Raw genomic sequence first — 15,172 nt, forward strand, 5'->3', positions numbered from 1 at the left:
ACCGACGGTCAGCTCGCGTCGAGACGCTTCTTCTCGGCCTCGACGTCGAACTCCGCGACCGGCCACTGCGGATCGATGTCCTCCAACGCCGCGAGCAGGAGCTCCTGCACGGCCAGCCGCGCGTACCACTTGCTGTTCGCCGGGATCACGTGCCACGGCGCCGCCTGGGTCGAGGTACGGTCGAAGACGGTCTGATACGCGTCCATGTAGTGCGGCCACAGCAGACGCTCGTCGACATCGCCGGGGTTGTACTTCCAGTGCTTGTCCGGCCGCTCGAGACGCTCGCGCAGACGTGCCTTCTGCTCGTCGGGCGAGATGTGCAGCATGACCTTGATGATGCGCACGCCGGATGCCGCGACCTGCGCCTCGAACGCGTTGATGGCCTCGTAGCGGCGCTCGATCTCGGACGCGTCGGCGAGTGCGCGGACCTTGCCGATCAGCACGTCCTCGTAGTGCGAGCGATCGAACACGCCGATGAACCCCGGCTCGGGGAGGCGTTTCTCGATGCGCCACAGGAAATCGTGCTCCCGCTCCTCGGGCGTCGGGGCCTTGAACGCCGCGAGCGCCACGCCCTGCGGATCAACACCCCCGACGACGTGCCGCACGATGCCGCCCTTGCCCGCCGAGTCCATCGCCTGCAGCACCAGCAGCACGGCGTCCTGCGCGACACCGGCGCGGCTCTCGGCGAACAGCCGTTCCTGCAGGGTGTTCAGCGACACGAGCCCCTCCTCGAGGTCGAGTTTGCCGTTCGCCTTGCCGTGCTCGTAGCCGGGAGTGCTCGCGGGGTCGACGTCGGCGAGACGGAACCCGTCGTCGACACGGAGGGTGTCTGCCCAGCGGTGCGCGTTCATCATGTGCTCATCCTGCCCACTCTCGGCCGGTTCCGCACCTGCGGACGTCAGCGCGGCAGCGGGACCTCGATGAGCTGACGACCGCCGGCGGGTGTCGTGAGCACCTGGTCGAGCGCCGTGCGGGTGGTGACTCGCTGGTACTCCCAGCCGTAGGCGAGGGCCAGGTGCTCCAGTCGCACCGTGTGCGGCGTGTAGAAGGCGCGATCGAGATCCGCCGGCAGTGCGGAGCCCGCGACCTCGAGCGAGTCGAAGATCGTGCCGCCCCCGTCGTTGCCGACGATGACCTGCAGCCGCGGCTCGGTCTCGTCCGGCGGAAGGAGGAGGGATCCGACGTCGTGCAGGAAGGTGAGGTCGCCCAGCAGCACGCGGGTGACGCCGGGAGCACCGCCCGCCTGACTCGCGAGCGCGATGCCCGTGGCGGTGGCGATCGTGCCGTCGATGCCTGCGAGACCGCGGTTGGCGTGCACCGGCACCTTCTTGCCGCCGAGGACGGCGTCTGCCACGCGCACGAGCCGCGATGACCCGAACATCAGGCGGTCGTGCGGCCACGTGGCACGCCACACGGAATCGACGAGCAGTTCCCGATCGAGCGGCCGGCGCACCGCATCGAGCTCGGCGCGCACGGCCTCGCGTCGAGCGGCGAAGTGCGTTGACGAGAGTCCGTCCTGGTCGGGCGCCGCCTCACTGAGATCGACGGCCGCCGCCGCCGACGCTTCGAGCCACGCGCCGAGCCACTCCCGGTCGGGGGCACCATCGGCGACGGCCACGGATCCCACCGCGGTCGTGCGGTGGTTCAGGTCGAGTTCCTCGCCGCCTCGCCGCACCGCCACGACATCGATGTCCGCGCGGGAGAGCAGTGCCGTGACCTCCCGGCTCAGCGTGGGATGCCCGAGCACGACGGCACGCTGGATGCGGCCGCCCAGCTCATCGACGCGGAGAAGCCCTCGGTAGCCGTGCACGATCTGGCGTCCGAACCGCGCTCCGCTGACGATCTCGGCGATCAGGGGCCAGGCTCCGGCGTGGGCGATCTCCTCGGCCGTCGCTCCGGCATCCGCACCGGCGATGACGACCGTGCGAGGTCCTCGTTCCAGCACGAACGGCTCACCGGTCACGATCGCAGGTGCCGCGCCAGGGATCACCTCGCGCGGAGAGGCGCCGCCCGACAGCGGCTCGCGCGACGGCAGGTTGAGGTGCACAGGGCCGGCCACCCCGGCATGACCATGTGCGGCGTCGGCGCCGAGCGCGCGAGAGACGACGCGAGCTGCCAGCCCCGACCATTCGTCGCCGACCATCGGCACCGGGGCATCGATCTCTTCGCGCGCCCACGAGGAGAACATCCCCGGCTGCGTGGTGGCCTGGTTCGCCCCGACGCCGCGCAGCTCCGGCGGGCGGTCAGCCGTCAGCAGCAGCAGCGGCACGCCGGAGTGGAAGGCTTCCATGGCCGCGGGCAGGAGATTCGCCGCTGCGGTGCCCGAGGTGCAGACCACGGCGGCCGGGAGTCCGGTCTCGCGCGCTATGCCCAGCGCGGTGAATCCGGCGACGCGCTCGTCGATGCGCACGTGCACGCGCAGCAGACCCTCATCGGCCCGACGGACCGCGGCGAGCGCGAGCGCCTGAGAACGCGAACCCGGCGAGAGCACGAGGTCGCGCACACCATGCGCGATCAGTTCGGCGATCAGCGAAGCCGCCGCGTCGGAGGCGGGCGACGAGGTCACGCGCGAGGTTCCGGCGCCGGACCTTCGTCGGTCTCGTCGTCCAGGCGTGCGAGCTCCTCTTCGAGGCGGCGGATGCGCGCATCCTGCTCGGTCTTGCTGATGCTGCGCAGGAACGCGGGATCGTCGTCGGGAGCGAGCACCCGTGCGACGCCCTGGTCGTTGGCGCGGCGGCGTCCGATCACGAACCAGAGGATCCCGCCGATGACCGGAATGAGGATCACGATGGCCAACCACACGGGCTTTCGCACGCCACGATGCCGCGTCGCCGGCTGCACAGCGCAGTCGACGATGCTGAACACCCAGAACACGGCGGCGAGGAAGCCGCCGACGATCAGTAGTCTCGCCACCCTTCCAGTGTAAGCCGGTCGGCAGGAGCCGGGTCCGCCTCCCGATCCGCACCGAAGCGCCGTTGCTAGACTGCGCGGGAAATGCCGCCCTCGATGTCGTCTCCGCCGCTGCGAGTGCGGACCGAGCAGATGCTGCTGGCGAAGATCGTCACGGCCCTCGGTCTCGCGCTCCTGCTCGTCGTGGGCGCCTGGTCGACTTCGCGCGGCGATGCCGATGTGCATGCGGCTCTCTGCCTCGCTCCCGGAGTGTCAGCTCCCGCTGCCACCGCATCCGCCGAGCACCATGACGAGGTCGCCGCGGTCGATGTGCTGTCGTCGGATGCTGCGCTCTGCGTGATCGCCGTGCTCTGCGGCGTCGCGCTCGTGCTCCTGCTGCGCCGCCTGCTCGCAGGCACCCGTGGCGTTCCGGCCCGAAGATCACCCCGGACGGCACAGCCGGCGCGTGCGGGCCCGCACCGGGTCCCCTCCGCTCTCAGCCTCATCCAGCTCTCCATCTCCCGCACCTGAACGACAGCGCGTCGAACGAGCCGCTGCGCGCGGCCCCCTTCCCCTGTCGTTGCACCTGTACCTGGAGACCCCTATGAAAACCTCTGTCAAGGCGACCCTGATCGCCATCGCCGTCGCCGTCGTCCTGTTGATCGTCGGCATCGTCTTCGCCATCACGCAGCGCGCCGCCACACCGGAGCCGCAGGCCGGAGAGAAGCTGCAGACCGTCCGCTCCGACTCGCACGTGCTCGACCAGGGTGGCGCGGATGCCGTCACGGTCGTCGAGTTCCTCGACTTCGAGTGCGAGGCATGCGGCGCGTTCTACCCGATCGTGGAGGAGCTCCGCGCGACCTATGCGGGAGACATCACCTACGTGGTGCGCTACTTCCCGCTCCCCGGGCACATCAACTCGACCCAGGCCGCACTCGCCGCCGAAGCCGCCGCTCGACAGGACCGGTTCGAGGACATGTACCACCGCCTGTTCGAGACCCAGGCGCAGTGGGGTGAGGGATCCGAGGAGACCCCGGCGGTGTTCCGCGCCTTCGCCGAGGACCTCGGGCTCGACATGGAGGCGTACGACGCCGCGATCGCCGACCCCGCCACGTTGCAGCGCGTGGAGTCGGACAAGGCCGACGGCGAGAAGCTGGGGGTGAGCAGCACGCCCTCGTTCTTCATCGACGGCCAAGCCGTGGTGCTGCAGGAGTGGGACGACCTCGAGCAGGCGATCGAGAAGGCAGTGAACGGCTGACGCCGGCCTCCCTGTCGGTGCCCGCTCCGGCACCGACAGGGTTCACGTCGCATCCTGCTGCCCCCGATACGCTGAGGGCACACCGTGGAAAGGACCCGATGACGATGGATCTGACCTCTGTTCTGGCCGTGACGCACAACTCGCGTGAGCTGTCGGGCTTGCCGACCTCGGACGGCGGGACTCTGGCCTCCGGCATCCTCTTCCGCTCGGATGCGCTGGGCGCTCTCACCGACGAGGGGCTGCAGGGACTGGTCGATCTCGGAATCGGGACGGTCATCGATCTGCGCACGGAGGGCGAGCGCTCCCGGTCGGCCGATCGACTGCCGGCCGATGGCAGCATCACGCTGATCCCGCTGTCGGTGCAGGGCGGAGCCATGGACGAAATGGTGCAGAAGCTGCTGCCGGCCACCGACGGCACCCCGCTCTCCGACACGCAGCTCGCCGAGGTGCTCGACCGGGTGCCGACACTGGAGGATCTGTACACCGCGATCCTCGGGGGCAGTGCCACGCAGTTCGCGACCGTCGCCCGCGCCGTGATCACCGCATCCGGCACTGATCGGCCCGGAGTGCTGTTCCACTGCACCGCCGGCAAGGACCGCACCGGTCTCGCGGCTGCACTTCTGCTGCAGGTCGCCGGTGTGCCGCGCGCAGCCATCGTCGAGGACTACACCCGGACCGGAACGAACCTCGCACGCGGTTTCGCCGAGGCGCTGACGGGCCTCATCACCGCGATCGGCATACCGCTCACCCCGCGCCTGAAGACGCTCGCCACCGAATCGCCGGCCTCGGCCATCGAAGCCGCGCTCGACTGGATCGAGAGCGAGCACGGCGATGCGGCCGGGTACCTGCGCAGCGGCGGCCTGACCGACGACGAGATCACCGCGCTGCGGCGGGTGCTGCGCGGCGCATAGCCCACAGGCCGAGATCAGCCGACGTCGAGTCGCAGGATCCGGTCGTCGCCATCTGCCGGATCGCCCCGACCGTCGGTGTTGTTCGTGACGATCCAGAGCGAGCCATCAGGGGCGACGACCGCGTCGCGCAGACGGCCGACCTCTCCGCGGAACCACTCGGATGACGTCGCCAGGTCGTCGAGCGGCACGACCCGCAGCCGCTCACCGCGCAGGTTCGCGATCACGATCCGGTCGCCCAGCACCGCGATGCCGCTCGGGCTGGCGTCCGACGGCGCCCACTGCTGGACGGGGTCGATGTAGTCCTCGTCACCGGCGATGCCCTCGACGGCGGGCCACCCATAGTTGCCCCCCGCCTCGATCACGTTCAGCTCGTCCCACGTGTCCTGCCCGAACTCGCTCGCGTACATCGTCCCCGCCGCATCCCAGGCGATGCCCTGCGGGTTCCGGTGACCGTAGCTGTACACGGGCGAGCCGTCGAACGGGTTGTCGTCCGGCACGTCACCGTCGGGCGTGAGCCGCAGGATCTTTCCCGACAGGGCATCGCGATCCTGTGCGCTGTCGCGGTCCCCCGCATCGCCCGCCGTGACGTACAGCATGCCGTCCGGTCCGAAGGCGATGCGGCCGCCGTTGTGAGTGCCGGCCGAGGGGATGCCGTCGAACACGGTCGTGGGTGGGCCGAGCGCGAGCGCTCCTGGATCGCCGAGGATCTCACGGCTCTCGATGCGGTTCCCGTCGGCGGCCGTGAAGTACGTATAGAGGTCGCCGCCGTGCACCGCGAGCCCGAGGAGCCCGCCCTCGCCCCCGCCGGCCACACCATCGATGACGGCGACCTCGCGGACTGCGCCGTCGTCGCCGAGCTCGAGCACGCGGCCACTGTCGCGTTCGCTCACGAGCGGGATACCGTCGTGGAACACGATCGACCACGGCGCCTCCAGCCCCTCGGCGACGACCTCGGATGACGGCTCTGGATCGTTTCCGGCAGGGGCGGATCCCGGCTGCGGCGTGCATGCGGCGAGCGCCAGCATCGCGACGGTCATCGCCGCGAGCATCCCGCCCCGCCTCATCGCCATGAATCCTCCCTCCTCCATCCCACACCGAACGACGCTTTCGGGGAAGGGCGGATGTGCGCGCGCCGCCGCCCTCGCTACGCTGAGCGCATGACCGAGGCGCGAACGCATACGCCGAACCCCGTGCTCTCCGTGATGAGGCGCATCCCGGCGACGCTGTCGATGGTGCTGCTGATCCTCGTGGTGGGCGTGGTCTGGCACGGACTGTGGACCCCGTTCGAGGACACGGCGCTGTTCCGCACCGTGGCCTACGGCCTGCCGAATCTCGCTGACGGCAAGTGGTGGACCCCGCTGACGGGCACGTTCTTCGTCAACCAGCCCTGGGTGTACATCTTCACGATCACCGGCTTCTGGGGCATGGCGTACCTGGAGTTCCGGCGCGGATCGCGCGTGGCACTCGCGTACTACTGGATCGGCCAGCTCTTCGCGATCTTCGCCACCGCGCTTCTCCTGCTCGCGCTCTCGCAGTTCCCCTGGGCGTGGGCGACGGCGCAGGCGCAGGCGCTCGACGTCGGAGCCTCCGGCGGCACGATGGCCTGCATCGCGGCAGCGGTCGGCCTCTTCCGCCCGCCGTGGCGGGTGCGCGGCTGGCTGATCCTGCTCGGCTTCGTGTTCATCGCGATGCTGTTCTGGGGCAAGCTCGCCGACCTCGAGCACCTGCTGGCAGTCCTGCTCATCCTGGTCGTCGACCGGTCGCTCCGGGTGCGGCACACCACCGTGCGGGAGCAGCGGCTCATCGCCGTCGTGGCGATCCTCGTGCTCGGAGCTGTCGAGATCATCACGACCTTCGTGGCGACCGACGGCCCGTTCGGCCCGACCGACCCCGCCTCGGGTGGGTTCATCGATCTCGCGATCGACCTCGTCGTGATCCTCGTGCTGGTGAACGGTCTGCGTCGGGGCCGGCGCTTCGCCTGGGTGCTCGCGATCCTGCTGGGTCTGTACAACCTGCTGGGTGCCGCGCTGGTTCTGACCCTCATCATCCTGACCAGCCAGGCGGAGCTCGATCTGCGCTGGGACGGCGAGACCGAGCTCGTGATGGCCAACGGCTTCCTCTGGCTGATCATGATCATCTATCTCGTATGGGTGCGCCGCGCCTTCCGGGCCAAGAGACGGTCGACCCTGGGCATCCAGCCGCCGCCCATGATCGACGACGTGAAGACAGAACTGCGCGCACACGGTGGGGGCACCCTGTCGTGGATGACCACGTGGGACGGCAACAGCTACGCGCGCGCCAACGGCGGCATCGTCGCCTATCAGCGGCGCAACGGCGTGGCGCTGGCTCTCGCCGATCCGATCGGCCCCGCCCCGCTGCGGGCCACTGCCGTCGAGGAGTTCATCCGCGACGCCGAGCAGGCGGGCCTGGTGCCCTGCTTCTTCAGCGCGGACGAAGCCACCCGCGCCGCGGTGCCGGCGACCTGGCGCAGCATCGTGGTCGCCGACGACACGATCGTCGACCTGCCAGGTCTCACCTTCACCGGCAAGCGCTGGAACTCCGTGCGCACCTCGCTCAACAAGGCGGGCCGCGAGGACATGACCTTCCGGATGACGCACCTGAAGTCCGAATCATGGGGTGTGCAGCAGCAGTTGCGAGCGATCTCCGAGGCCTGGGTCGGCGACAAGGATCTGCCCGAGATGCGCTTCACGCTGGGCACGCTGGAGGAGGCGGAGGACCCCGAGGTGCGACTCGCCCTTGCCATCGCACCCAACGGCGACGTCGACGGCTTCCTCTCCTGGCTCCCGGTGTACGGCGAGGGCGGCACGGTGCACGGCTGGACCCTCGACCTGATGCGGCGGCGCGATGGCGGCTTCGGGCCGGTGATGGAGTACCTGATCGGATCATCGGCGCAACAGTTCTCGGAAGAGGGCGCCGCGATCATGTCACTGTCGGGGGCGCCGCTCGCGCACGACTACCCGCCGGACGCCGGAGTGATCGCGGCGCTGAGCGATCGGCTCGCCGAGGCACTCGAGCCCGTCTACGGTTTCGGCTCGCTGCACCGGTTCAAGCAGAAGTTCCACCCGCGCTACGAGACCATGTACCTGCTGTTCCGCGACGAGAGCGACCTCACCCGGATCGGTGGGGCGCTGACGCGGGCGTTCCTGCCGGATGCGACGCTGCGGCAGTTCGCGGGTGCCGGGCTGGAGCTGGTGCGCGGCGGCGACAAGGACTGACCGCGACAGGTCCGGGTGAGCGGGGCTGTGTGCTGCGGCGCCCGCGACGTGCAGGAAGAAGTGCGAGGTGCAGGAGCATCCGCCGTGGTTTTCTCCTGCACGTCGCGGATGGTCCTGCACGTCGCGCCCGGAACGGGCGGGTGTGACGCGTCCGGATGCCGGCCTCAGGAGTCGCGGGGGCGCTGACGCAGCTGCTTGACGTCTGTGCGCCGCTGCTTCGCCTTCAGACGACGCTCCTTCGAGCCGCGACTCGGCTTCGTGGCTCTGCGCGGCGGAGCCGGAGGACGCAGTGCCTCACTCACCAGCGCCACGAGTCGTTCCCGCGCGGCATCCCTGTTGCGCAGCTGCGCGCGATGCTCGGAGGCCGCGATCGTCAGCACGCCGTCGACCAGACGACCACCGAGGCGCTCGAGAAGCCGCTCGCGCTGCGCCGGAGACAGCGCGGTCGAGGCGGCGGCGTCCCACACGAGCTCCGCCCGGGAATCGGCGGTGTTCACGCCCTGACCGCCGGGCCCGGACGACCGCGAGAATCGCCACGACAGCTCGGACTCGGGGATCGTGACCCCGGCCGAGACGCGAAGACCGGGGCGGTGGGCGGAGGGCATGCTTCCATCATCCTCCGCCCACGCCCCCGGGGCGAGTGCGGCGTCAGGCGAGGGCTTCCACCTGGTCGACTGGAGTCTGGTCCGGTGCGGCCTTCGCCGTGTTGGCGATGTGCGCACGGGCGACCACGATCGCAGCGACCACCATGAGCGCAGCACCGAGCCAGTACGGAGCCGCATGGCTGACGGTGACGTACAGCGCTCCGGCGATCAGCGGGGCCGCGGTGTTCATGGCGGCGGCGAGGGACTGCGTCGCCCCGCCGAGCCAGCCCTGCTCGTCGTCGCCGACGGCGTTGGACATCGCCCCGTCCATCGCGGCGGTCGACGCGCCCTGACCCGCGGCGAGCATGAGCGCGCCGACGATGAACACCCACGGCTGGGCGAAGACCGAGGCGACGATGGCGAGACCGATGAGACCGATCATCTGCGCGATGATGGCGCTCACGATCACCCCGCGTTCGCCGATGCGCGGGAGCAGGATGCCGAGCAGCACGCCCTGGATCAGGATGTCGATGATGCCGACAGCCGCCGTCAACAGACCGATCTGCGTCGGGCCCCACTGGATCGCGTCGAAGGCGAGCACGCTGAAGTTGTTCACGAAGAAGCCGAACGGCAGCGCGAGCACGCCGAACGCGATCATCAGGCCGCGCAGCTCCTTGCGCCCGAACGCTTCCTTGAAGACGCCGAAAGGCTGGATCTCGCGCAGGGCGATCCGCGGGATGCGGTTCTCCGGCTTGAGGCTCTCGGGGAGCAGGAAGATGCTGAGGATCGCGATCACGAGACCGACGCCGGCAGTGACGAAGACCGGGAGCTGGATGCTCACCGCCGCGAGGAGACCGCCGACGGCCGGGCCGATCATCATGCCGATGCCGGTGAGGGCTCCGAGCAGACCGAACCGCCGGGCGCGCTGCTCAGGAGGCGTGATGTCGGCGAGGTAGGCGAACAGTGCCGGCAGGTCACCGGCGGTCAGCCCCTGGATGACGCGCGCGAGCACCAGCACCCAGAGCGCACCGCCGATGCCGAAGAGCGCCATGGCGAATGCGGCACCGAACGCGGCGCCGATGATGACCGGGCGACGGCCGAAGCGGTCGGAGAGCCGACCGAGGAACGGCGCGACGAGGAAGGCGCACAGGCCGTTGACCGCCTCGAGGATGCCGACCCAGATCGCGAGGTCCTTCTCCTCCGACACGTACTGCAGCACGACGAAGGGAAGGACGGGGAGGACGACCGTCATCCCGATGACGGTGAGCATCGTCAGCACGACGAGCATGATCCAGGCGCGGTTCACGTCGCGCAGAGAGGAAATGAGTGAAGTCATACCGAAAGTGTAGTGATACCAGTTTTGGTGTCAAGCCAGTATTGTATCGAGTGCACGATAGGCTGGAATCATGACGAGCACCGAGCCGATGGGGCGCCGCGAGCGGAAGAAGGCGGCGACCCGCAAAGCGATCTCCGATGTCGCGACGATGATGTTCCTCGAGCGCGGCTTCGACAACGTGAGCATCCGGGAGGTCGCGGATGCCGCCGACGTCTCCCCCACCACCGTCTTCGCGCACTTCCCACAGAAGGAGGCACTGGTCTTCGACGAGGATGACGAGCAGCGGGACCGGCTCGTCTCCGCCGTGCGCGATCGCCCTTCTGGGAGCACGATCAACCGCGCGATCCACGACTTCTACGCCACGGAGCTCCGCGCCAACGTCGACGAGCACGGCGACGACGTCACCCGCATCTTCATGAAATTCCTGAATGAGACCCCGGCGCTGCGCGACTACGCGGCGCGCATGTGGCTCCGCCACGAAGACGCTCTCTCGGATGCGATCGCCGATGAGCTCGGCCTGTCGGAGCCGACCGCCGAGGTCCGCGTCTACGCGCGCTTCATCCTGCAGATACAGCTCCTCGTCAACGACTCGGACGACCAGCTCGGCACACTCGACGCCGGGTTCGCGATCCTGGACAGCGGATGGTCGCCGATCGAGGCACGATTGGCGAGCGCGAGCGACGAAGCACGATGAACGCGTACCGGCAGGATGACTGGGACGCGAGCCCGGAGCATCCGTCGACCGTGGTCGCGCCGTATCTGATGGGGACAGGTGTCGTCACCGGAGACGACACCGGCACCCGCCCGCTCTCCCCTCCGCACTCCCACGCCGACGCGATGCTCGCCTGGTGCTACCGCGGCACCGTGTGGGTGCACCTGCAGGACGCGATGTGGCGCCTCGCTCCCGGCCAGGGCGTCTGGATCCCCGCACGGACGCCGCACACGGCACACCACGAGCGGGACTCCGTCGGCTGCTACACCTATCTGCCCGCGACATCCGCGATCGCACCGATCGATGACATCACCCGGGTCCTCGTGCCGCGGGCCGTGCAGGAGATGCTGCTGCATCTCGGCATCAACGACATGCCCACCGACCTGCGCGTCCGTATCCAGTCCACGCTGATCGAGATGCTGCAGCAGCCGGCTCCTGAGGCACTCGACGGCTGGGGCGAGGTCCCGCTGCCCACCGACGAGCGCGTGCGCGCCCTGGTGCAGGCGGTGCTGGACGATCCGGGCGACCAGCGCAGCGCCGGCGAGCTCTTCCTCGCCCACGGCCTGCACGAGCGCACCGTCCTGCGCATCTTCCAGAACGACGTCGGCATGACGTTCGGCCGGTGGCGCACCGGCGTGCGGATGACCCTCGGCGCCCGCCTGATCGTCGACGGCACCCCGATCGGCGCTGCCGCCCACCGCTGCGGCTACGCCACGACCAGCGCCTTCTCCGCGAGCTTCAAGGAGCGGTTCGGACTCACGCCGCGTCAACACGTCGCCCGCGTGCAGGCCGACTCCGCGCACCACCTCTACTGGCGCTGACTCTCGCGCCCATCCGACGCAATCTGTCCGTTTCGCGACACAAGTCGTCCGTCGATCGACACTGGCCAGGGCATCCGCGTTCTAGCATCGTTCTGTTAGGGCATGCTTACCTAACTTCTCGCCGCGTTGACGCGGCACTCCCCTCCCCATCTCTCTGAAGGAGAACCATGTCGCACGCTCTCGCGCGCCCGAAGATCCGGCGAGGCTCCGCGCTCGTCGCCGCGGCCATCGCCGCCGCTCTCACCCTGGCCGGGTGCTCGACCACCGGCGACAGCGCCGAATCCGCCCCGTCGTCGACATCCACCGACGGCGTGGTCATCGAGCACGGCCACGGCGAGACCGTGATCCCCGAGAAGCCCCAGCGCGTCGTCGCCCTCGGCTGGATGACGCCCGACATCGTCGCCGCCCTCGGCACCAACCCCGTCGGCATCGAAGAGGTCTGGGGCGCCGGCGAGAGCGGCTACCAGCCCTGGTTCGAGGACTTCGTCACCGAAGAGTACGGCGAGACCCCCGAGATCATCCCGTTCACCGAGGACGGCCCCAACTACGAGGCGATCAAGGCCCTCAAGCCCGACCTGATCCTCAGCCTGTACTCCGGCGTGAGCGACATCGAGTACGAGCGCCTCAGCGAGATCGCGCCGACCGTGCCCTACATCGAAGGCCCCTGGAACCCCGGCACCTGGGAGGGCATGACGCGCACCGTCGGCAAGGCGCTGTCGGAGGATGCCAAGGCCGAAGAGCTGATCGCCGAGACCGAGGAGCAGATCACCACCCTCGCCGGCGAGCATCCCGAGTTCCAGGACAAGACCTTCGTCTGGGGCCTGACCCTGAACGAGGGCGGCACCGACCTCGGCGTCTACCTGGAGTACGACCCCCGTGTACGCATCACCGAGGCGCTCGGCTTCACCTCCACCTCCTCGATGGACAGCTTCCTCGCGAGCGCCGAGGGCGACAACTGGTACACCGGCGTCAGCCTGGAGAAGCTCTACGACGTGCAGGCCGATCTGTTCGCCGCCTGGGGCAGCACCGCAGCCGAGGGCGAGTACACAGTCGAGAACAAGGTCGTCTCGCGCTGGAACCCGATCGCCAACGGTTCCTACGTGATCTACGCGGATGCCGCAGAGGCCTCCGCGATCAGCGCCCCGACCGTGCTGTCGCTGAAGTACATCCTCCCGAAGTACGTCGACGACCTCGCAGCCGCGCTGCAGGGCGAGCCGACCATCGCAGGAGAGTGACCACCGAGATGTCCCTGGCGACGAAAGACGGCACGGACGTCTCGAACACAGGTGCGGGGAGTCGTGCACACGGCTCCCCGCACCGGCGCGGGACGATGGTGGTGGGACTGATCGTCTCGGCAGTGGTGCTGGTGCTCGCCGCCATCGCCTCGCTCGCCGTCGGCAACCGCGCGATCGATCCTGTGACCGTGCTGCGGTCCCTCTTCGCCTACGACGATGAGAACGCGCTGCACCTCATGGTCATGGAGCTGCGTGTTCCCCGCACGCTGCTCGGCATCGTCGTCGGCGCCGCTCTGGCCGTGTGCGGCGGTCTCATCCAGGCCTTCACCCGCAATCCCCTGGCCGATCCCGGCATCCTCGGTGTCAACGCCGGTGCGTCCTTCGCCGTCACCTTCGCGGTCGGCGTGCTCGGGCTCACCACCCCCGGCGCCTATGTGCCCTTCGCGCTGGCCGGCGCCTTCGTGCTCACCATCCTCGTGTACGCTCTGGGCTCGTTCGGAGCCTCCGGCGCGACTCCGATGAAGCTGACGCTCGCCGGGGTCGCCCTCGGCGCGGCGTTCACGGGCCTCACCACCGCGATCGTGCTGCGCGACCTGGGCACTCTTCAGGTCATGCGCTTCTGGGGCGTCGGCTCGATCGGCGGACGCACCCTCGACCAGCTCGCCTGGGCCGCGCCGCTGATCATCGCCGGTCTCCTTATCGGGCTGCTCTGCGCCCGTTCGCTGAACGCGCTGGCGCTCGGCGACGACCTGGCGCAGGCGTTGGGCGCCCGGGTGCGCGTCACCCGCGTGCTCGTGATCATCGCGGTCACCCTGCTGGCCGGCACGAGTGTCGCCGCCGCCGGCCCCATCGCCTTCGTGGGGCTGATGATCCCCCACATCGTCCGCTGGTTCACGGGCCCGGATCAGCGCTGGGTGCTGACGTACTCGATGATCATCGGCCCCGCCTTCCTGCTGCTCGCCGACATCCTGGGCCGCATCGTGCTCCCCAGCGGCGAGCTGCGCGTCGGGATCGTCACGGCTCTGCTGGGCGCTCCCATCCTGATCGCGCTCGTGCGCCGCAAGCGGGTGAGCGGACTGTGAGCGTAGATCAGCGTCCCGCGGCTCCCGCCACCGCCCCGGACGGCACGGAGTTCACCCCGGTCGATCACGGACGCCGTCAGCTCCGGATCGACACCGCCCGCATCGCGACACTCATCCCGGTGCGCTCGATCATCGTCTGCGTCGCGCTCGCCGTCGTGATCATCGCCGCGGGTCTCGCGTCGATGACGATCGGCGCCTACGAGGTGGACTTCGGCTCGGTCATCCGGGCCATCGTCGACCCGTCCGCCGACCCCGACATCCGCCAGGTTGTGTTCGAGTGGCGCCTGCCGCGCGTGCTGTTCGCTGTGCTGTGCGGGGCGGCCCTCGCCCTCGCCGGCGGCATCTTCCAGTCGCTCACCCGCAATCCGCTCGGATCCCCCGACATCATCGGCTTCGGCATCGGCGCGCAGTTCGGGGTGACGCTCATGATGGTCGTGCTGGAGCTGAACACCTACATGTTCAAGGCGGTCGGTGCGCTCATCGGCGGTCTGCTCACCGCCCTGCTCGTCTACGTGCTGGCGAGCAAGAACACCCTGTCGTCGTTCCGCCTGATCATCGTCGGTATCGGCGTCTCGGCCGGACTCGGATCGCTCACCTCCTGGATCCTGATCTCGGTGAGTGTCGAGAAAGCGATGATGGCCGCCACCTGGGGTGCGGGTTCACTCGCCTCGCTCGGCTTCGACCAGCTGATCCCCGCCTCGATCGTGTTCGCGATCGTCACCCTGCTGTCGCTCCCGCTGAACCGCACGCTGCCGGTGCTCGAGATGGGAGACGACGCGGCGACCGCTCTGGGCGTCAGCCCCGGTCGCACACGACTCGCGGCGATGGTGTTCGGCGTCGCCCTGGTCGCACTGGTGACGGCGGCGGCCGGCCCCATCTCGTTCATCGCGCTCGCAGCTCCGCAGATCTCGCAGCGCCTCACCCGTTCGAACACCCCGATGGGGACAGTGCCCGTGATGCTCACCGGTGCCGCTCTCGTCGTCGTGTCCGATGCCGTCGCCCAGCTCGTCGCCGTGCCCGTCGGCGTCGTCACGGTCTCGGTCGGCGGCATCTATCTCGCCTGGCTGCTGGCCGCCCAGTACGCGCGCCGCACTTGAAAGGAACACGC

15 protein-coding genes are annotated in these 15,172 nt (G+C 69.4%); 9 read left to right on the forward strand and 6 right to left on the reverse strand.

Annotated elements, in window-relative coordinates; all coding sequences use genetic code 11:
- Positions 1 to 8: 8 nt before the first annotated feature.
- From MRBLWO12_RS11055 to MRBLWO12_RS11065, 3 genes are read right to left on the reverse strand one after another with little or no spacing between them, the layout of a single operon-like run.
- Positions 9 to 854, reverse strand: coding sequence for a PPK2 family polyphosphate kinase (locus MRBLWO12_RS11055; RefSeq protein WP_363555397.1), 846 nt, complete (start codon positions 852 to 854; stop codon positions 9 to 11).
- A gap of 44 nt (positions 855 to 898) precedes the next feature.
- Positions 899 to 2,566: a 2-succinyl-5-enolpyruvyl-6-hydroxy-3-cyclohexene-1-carboxylic-acid synthase gene (menD, locus tag MRBLWO12_RS11060; protein ID WP_363555399.1), complete on the reverse strand. Its 1,668-nt coding sequence runs from the start codon at positions 2,564 to 2,566 to the stop codon at positions 899 to 901.
- Positions 2,563 to 2,913: a PLD nuclease N-terminal domain-containing protein gene (locus tag MRBLWO12_RS11065; protein WP_363555401.1), complete on the reverse strand. Its 351-nt coding sequence runs from the start codon at positions 2,911 to 2,913 to the stop codon at positions 2,563 to 2,565. Before MRBLWO12_RS11065 ends, menD begins: the two co-directional genes overlap by 4 nt.
- 81 nt (positions 2,914 to 2,994) lie before the next feature.
- Here MRBLWO12_RS11065 and MRBLWO12_RS11070 point away from each other — a divergent pair, with 81 nt between their 5' ends.
- The 3 genes from MRBLWO12_RS11070 (at position 2,995) to MRBLWO12_RS11080 (ending at position 5,058) form a co-directional block, all read left to right on the forward strand.
- Positions 2,995 to 3,420 carry a hypothetical protein gene (locus tag MRBLWO12_RS11070; protein WP_363555403.1) on the forward strand — a complete coding sequence of 142 codons (426 nt, stop codon included), beginning with the start codon at positions 2,995 to 2,997 and terminating at the stop codon, positions 3,418 to 3,420.
- A gap of 73 nt (positions 3,421 to 3,493) precedes the next feature.
- The gene (locus MRBLWO12_RS11075) at positions 3,494 to 4,147 is read left to right on the forward strand and encodes a DsbA family protein (RefSeq protein ID WP_363555405.1); all 654 of its coding nucleotides are present in this window, start codon (positions 3,494 to 3,496) and stop codon (positions 4,145 to 4,147) included.
- A 104-nt stretch (positions 4,148 to 4,251) separates the two neighbouring features.
- Positions 4,252 to 5,058, forward strand: coding sequence for a tyrosine-protein phosphatase (locus MRBLWO12_RS11080; RefSeq protein WP_363555407.1), 807 nt, complete (start codon positions 4,252 to 4,254; stop codon positions 5,056 to 5,058).
- Between the two features lie 14 nt (positions 5,059 to 5,072).
- Here the strand turns inward: MRBLWO12_RS11080 and MRBLWO12_RS11085 are convergent, their stop codons facing one another.
- A complete protein-coding gene (locus MRBLWO12_RS11085) occupies positions 5,073 to 6,128 on the reverse strand; it encodes a PQQ-dependent sugar dehydrogenase (RefSeq protein ID WP_414685475.1) in 1,056 nt (351 codons plus the stop codon).
- A gap of 87 nt (positions 6,129 to 6,215) precedes the next feature.
- On the opposite strand from MRBLWO12_RS11085, the gene MRBLWO12_RS11090 reads away from it, so the two are divergent.
- The gene (locus tag MRBLWO12_RS11090) at positions 6,216 to 8,294 is read left to right on the forward strand and encodes a bifunctional lysylphosphatidylglycerol flippase/synthetase MprF (protein ID WP_363555409.1); all 2,079 of its coding nucleotides are present in this window, start codon (positions 6,216 to 6,218) and stop codon (positions 8,292 to 8,294) included.
- Positions 8,295 to 8,458: 164 nt separating this feature from the next.
- On the opposite strand, the gene arfB is transcribed toward MRBLWO12_RS11090, so the two are convergent.
- Positions 8,459 to 8,899, reverse strand: a complete 441-nt coding sequence (gene arfB / locus MRBLWO12_RS11095) for an alternative ribosome rescue aminoacyl-tRNA hydrolase ArfB (RefSeq protein ID WP_363555411.1) — start codon at positions 8,897 to 8,899, stop codon at positions 8,459 to 8,461.
- A 43-nt stretch (positions 8,900 to 8,942) separates the two neighbouring features.
- Entirely contained in the window at positions 8,943 to 10,214 is a 1,272-nt protein-coding gene (locus MRBLWO12_RS11100) for an MFS transporter (protein WP_363555413.1), read from the reverse strand.
- Positions 10,215 to 10,284: 70 nt separating this feature from the next.
- Here MRBLWO12_RS11100 and MRBLWO12_RS11105 point away from each other — a divergent pair, with 70 nt between their 5' ends.
- The 5 genes from MRBLWO12_RS11105 to MRBLWO12_RS11125 all read left to right on the forward strand — a co-directional run bounded on the left by MRBLWO12_RS11105 (position 10,285) and on the right by MRBLWO12_RS11125 (position 15,161).
- The gene (locus MRBLWO12_RS11105; protein WP_363555415.1) at positions 10,285 to 10,908 is read left to right on the forward strand and encodes a TetR/AcrR family transcriptional regulator; all 624 of its coding nucleotides are present in this window, start codon (positions 10,285 to 10,287) and stop codon (positions 10,906 to 10,908) included.
- Positions 10,905 to 11,747, forward strand: coding sequence for a helix-turn-helix transcriptional regulator (locus MRBLWO12_RS11110; RefSeq protein WP_363555417.1), 843 nt, complete (start codon positions 10,905 to 10,907; stop codon positions 11,745 to 11,747). The genes MRBLWO12_RS11105 and MRBLWO12_RS11110 overlap by 4 nt, the downstream gene beginning before the upstream one ends.
- Before the next feature lie 167 nt (positions 11,748 to 11,914).
- The gene (locus MRBLWO12_RS11115) at positions 11,915 to 12,982 is read left to right on the forward strand and encodes an ABC transporter substrate-binding protein (RefSeq protein WP_363555419.1); all 1,068 of its coding nucleotides are present in this window, start codon (positions 11,915 to 11,917) and stop codon (positions 12,980 to 12,982) included.
- Entirely contained in the window at positions 12,979 to 14,064 is a 1,086-nt protein-coding gene (locus MRBLWO12_RS11120; protein WP_363555421.1) for a FecCD family ABC transporter permease, read from the forward strand. Before MRBLWO12_RS11115 ends, MRBLWO12_RS11120 begins: the two co-directional genes overlap by 4 nt.
- Entirely contained in the window at positions 14,061 to 15,161 is a 1,101-nt protein-coding gene (locus MRBLWO12_RS11125; RefSeq protein ID WP_363555423.1) for a FecCD family ABC transporter permease, read from the forward strand. The genes MRBLWO12_RS11120 and MRBLWO12_RS11125 overlap by 4 nt, the downstream gene beginning before the upstream one ends.
- Positions 15,162 to 15,172: the final 11 nt, after the last annotated feature.

Origin of the sequence: Microbacterium sp. LWO12-1.2 (assembly GCF_040675875.1) — a bacterium.
Lineage (GTDB): Bacteria > Actinomycetota > Actinomycetes > Actinomycetales > Microbacteriaceae > Microbacterium.

What these genes read in the sequence shown, in the direction of transcription:
- MRBLWO12_RS11055 (WP_363555397.1), bottom strand. Translation starts at nt 854, where the DNA reads ATGATGAACGCGCACCGCTGGGCAGACACCCTCCGTGTCGACGACGGG.
- MRBLWO12_RS11070 (WP_363555403.1), top strand. Translation starts at nt 2,995, where the DNA reads ATGCCGCCCTCGATGTCGTCTCCGCCGCTGCGAGTGCGGACCGAGCAG.
- MRBLWO12_RS11075 (WP_363555405.1), top strand. Translation starts at nt 3,494, where the DNA reads ATGAAAACCTCTGTCAAGGCGACCCTGATCGCCATCGCCGTCGCCGTC.
- MRBLWO12_RS11080 (WP_363555407.1), top strand. Translation starts at nt 4,252, where the DNA reads ATGGATCTGACCTCTGTTCTGGCCGTGACGCACAACTCGCGTGAGCTG.
- MRBLWO12_RS11085 (WP_414685475.1), bottom strand. Translation starts at nt 6,128, where the DNA reads ATGGCGATGAGGCGGGGCGGGATGCTCGCGGCGATGACCGTCGCGATG.
- MRBLWO12_RS11090 (WP_363555409.1), top strand. Translation starts at nt 6,216, where the DNA reads ATGACCGAGGCGCGAACGCATACGCCGAACCCCGTGCTCTCCGTGATG.
- arfB (WP_363555411.1), bottom strand. Translation starts at nt 8,899, where the DNA reads ATGCCCTCCGCCCACCGCCCCGGTCTTCGCGTCTCGGCCGGGGTCACG.
- MRBLWO12_RS11100 (WP_363555413.1), bottom strand. Translation starts at nt 10,214, where the DNA reads ATGACTTCACTCATTTCCTCTCTGCGCGACGTGAACCGCGCCTGGATC.
- MRBLWO12_RS11105 (WP_363555415.1), top strand. Translation starts at nt 10,285, where the DNA reads ATGACGAGCACCGAGCCGATGGGGCGCCGCGAGCGGAAGAAGGCGGCG.
- MRBLWO12_RS11110 (WP_363555417.1), top strand. Translation starts at nt 10,905, where the DNA reads ATGAACGCGTACCGGCAGGATGACTGGGACGCGAGCCCGGAGCATCCG.
- MRBLWO12_RS11115 (WP_363555419.1), top strand. Translation starts at nt 11,915, where the DNA reads ATGTCGCACGCTCTCGCGCGCCCGAAGATCCGGCGAGGCTCCGCGCTC.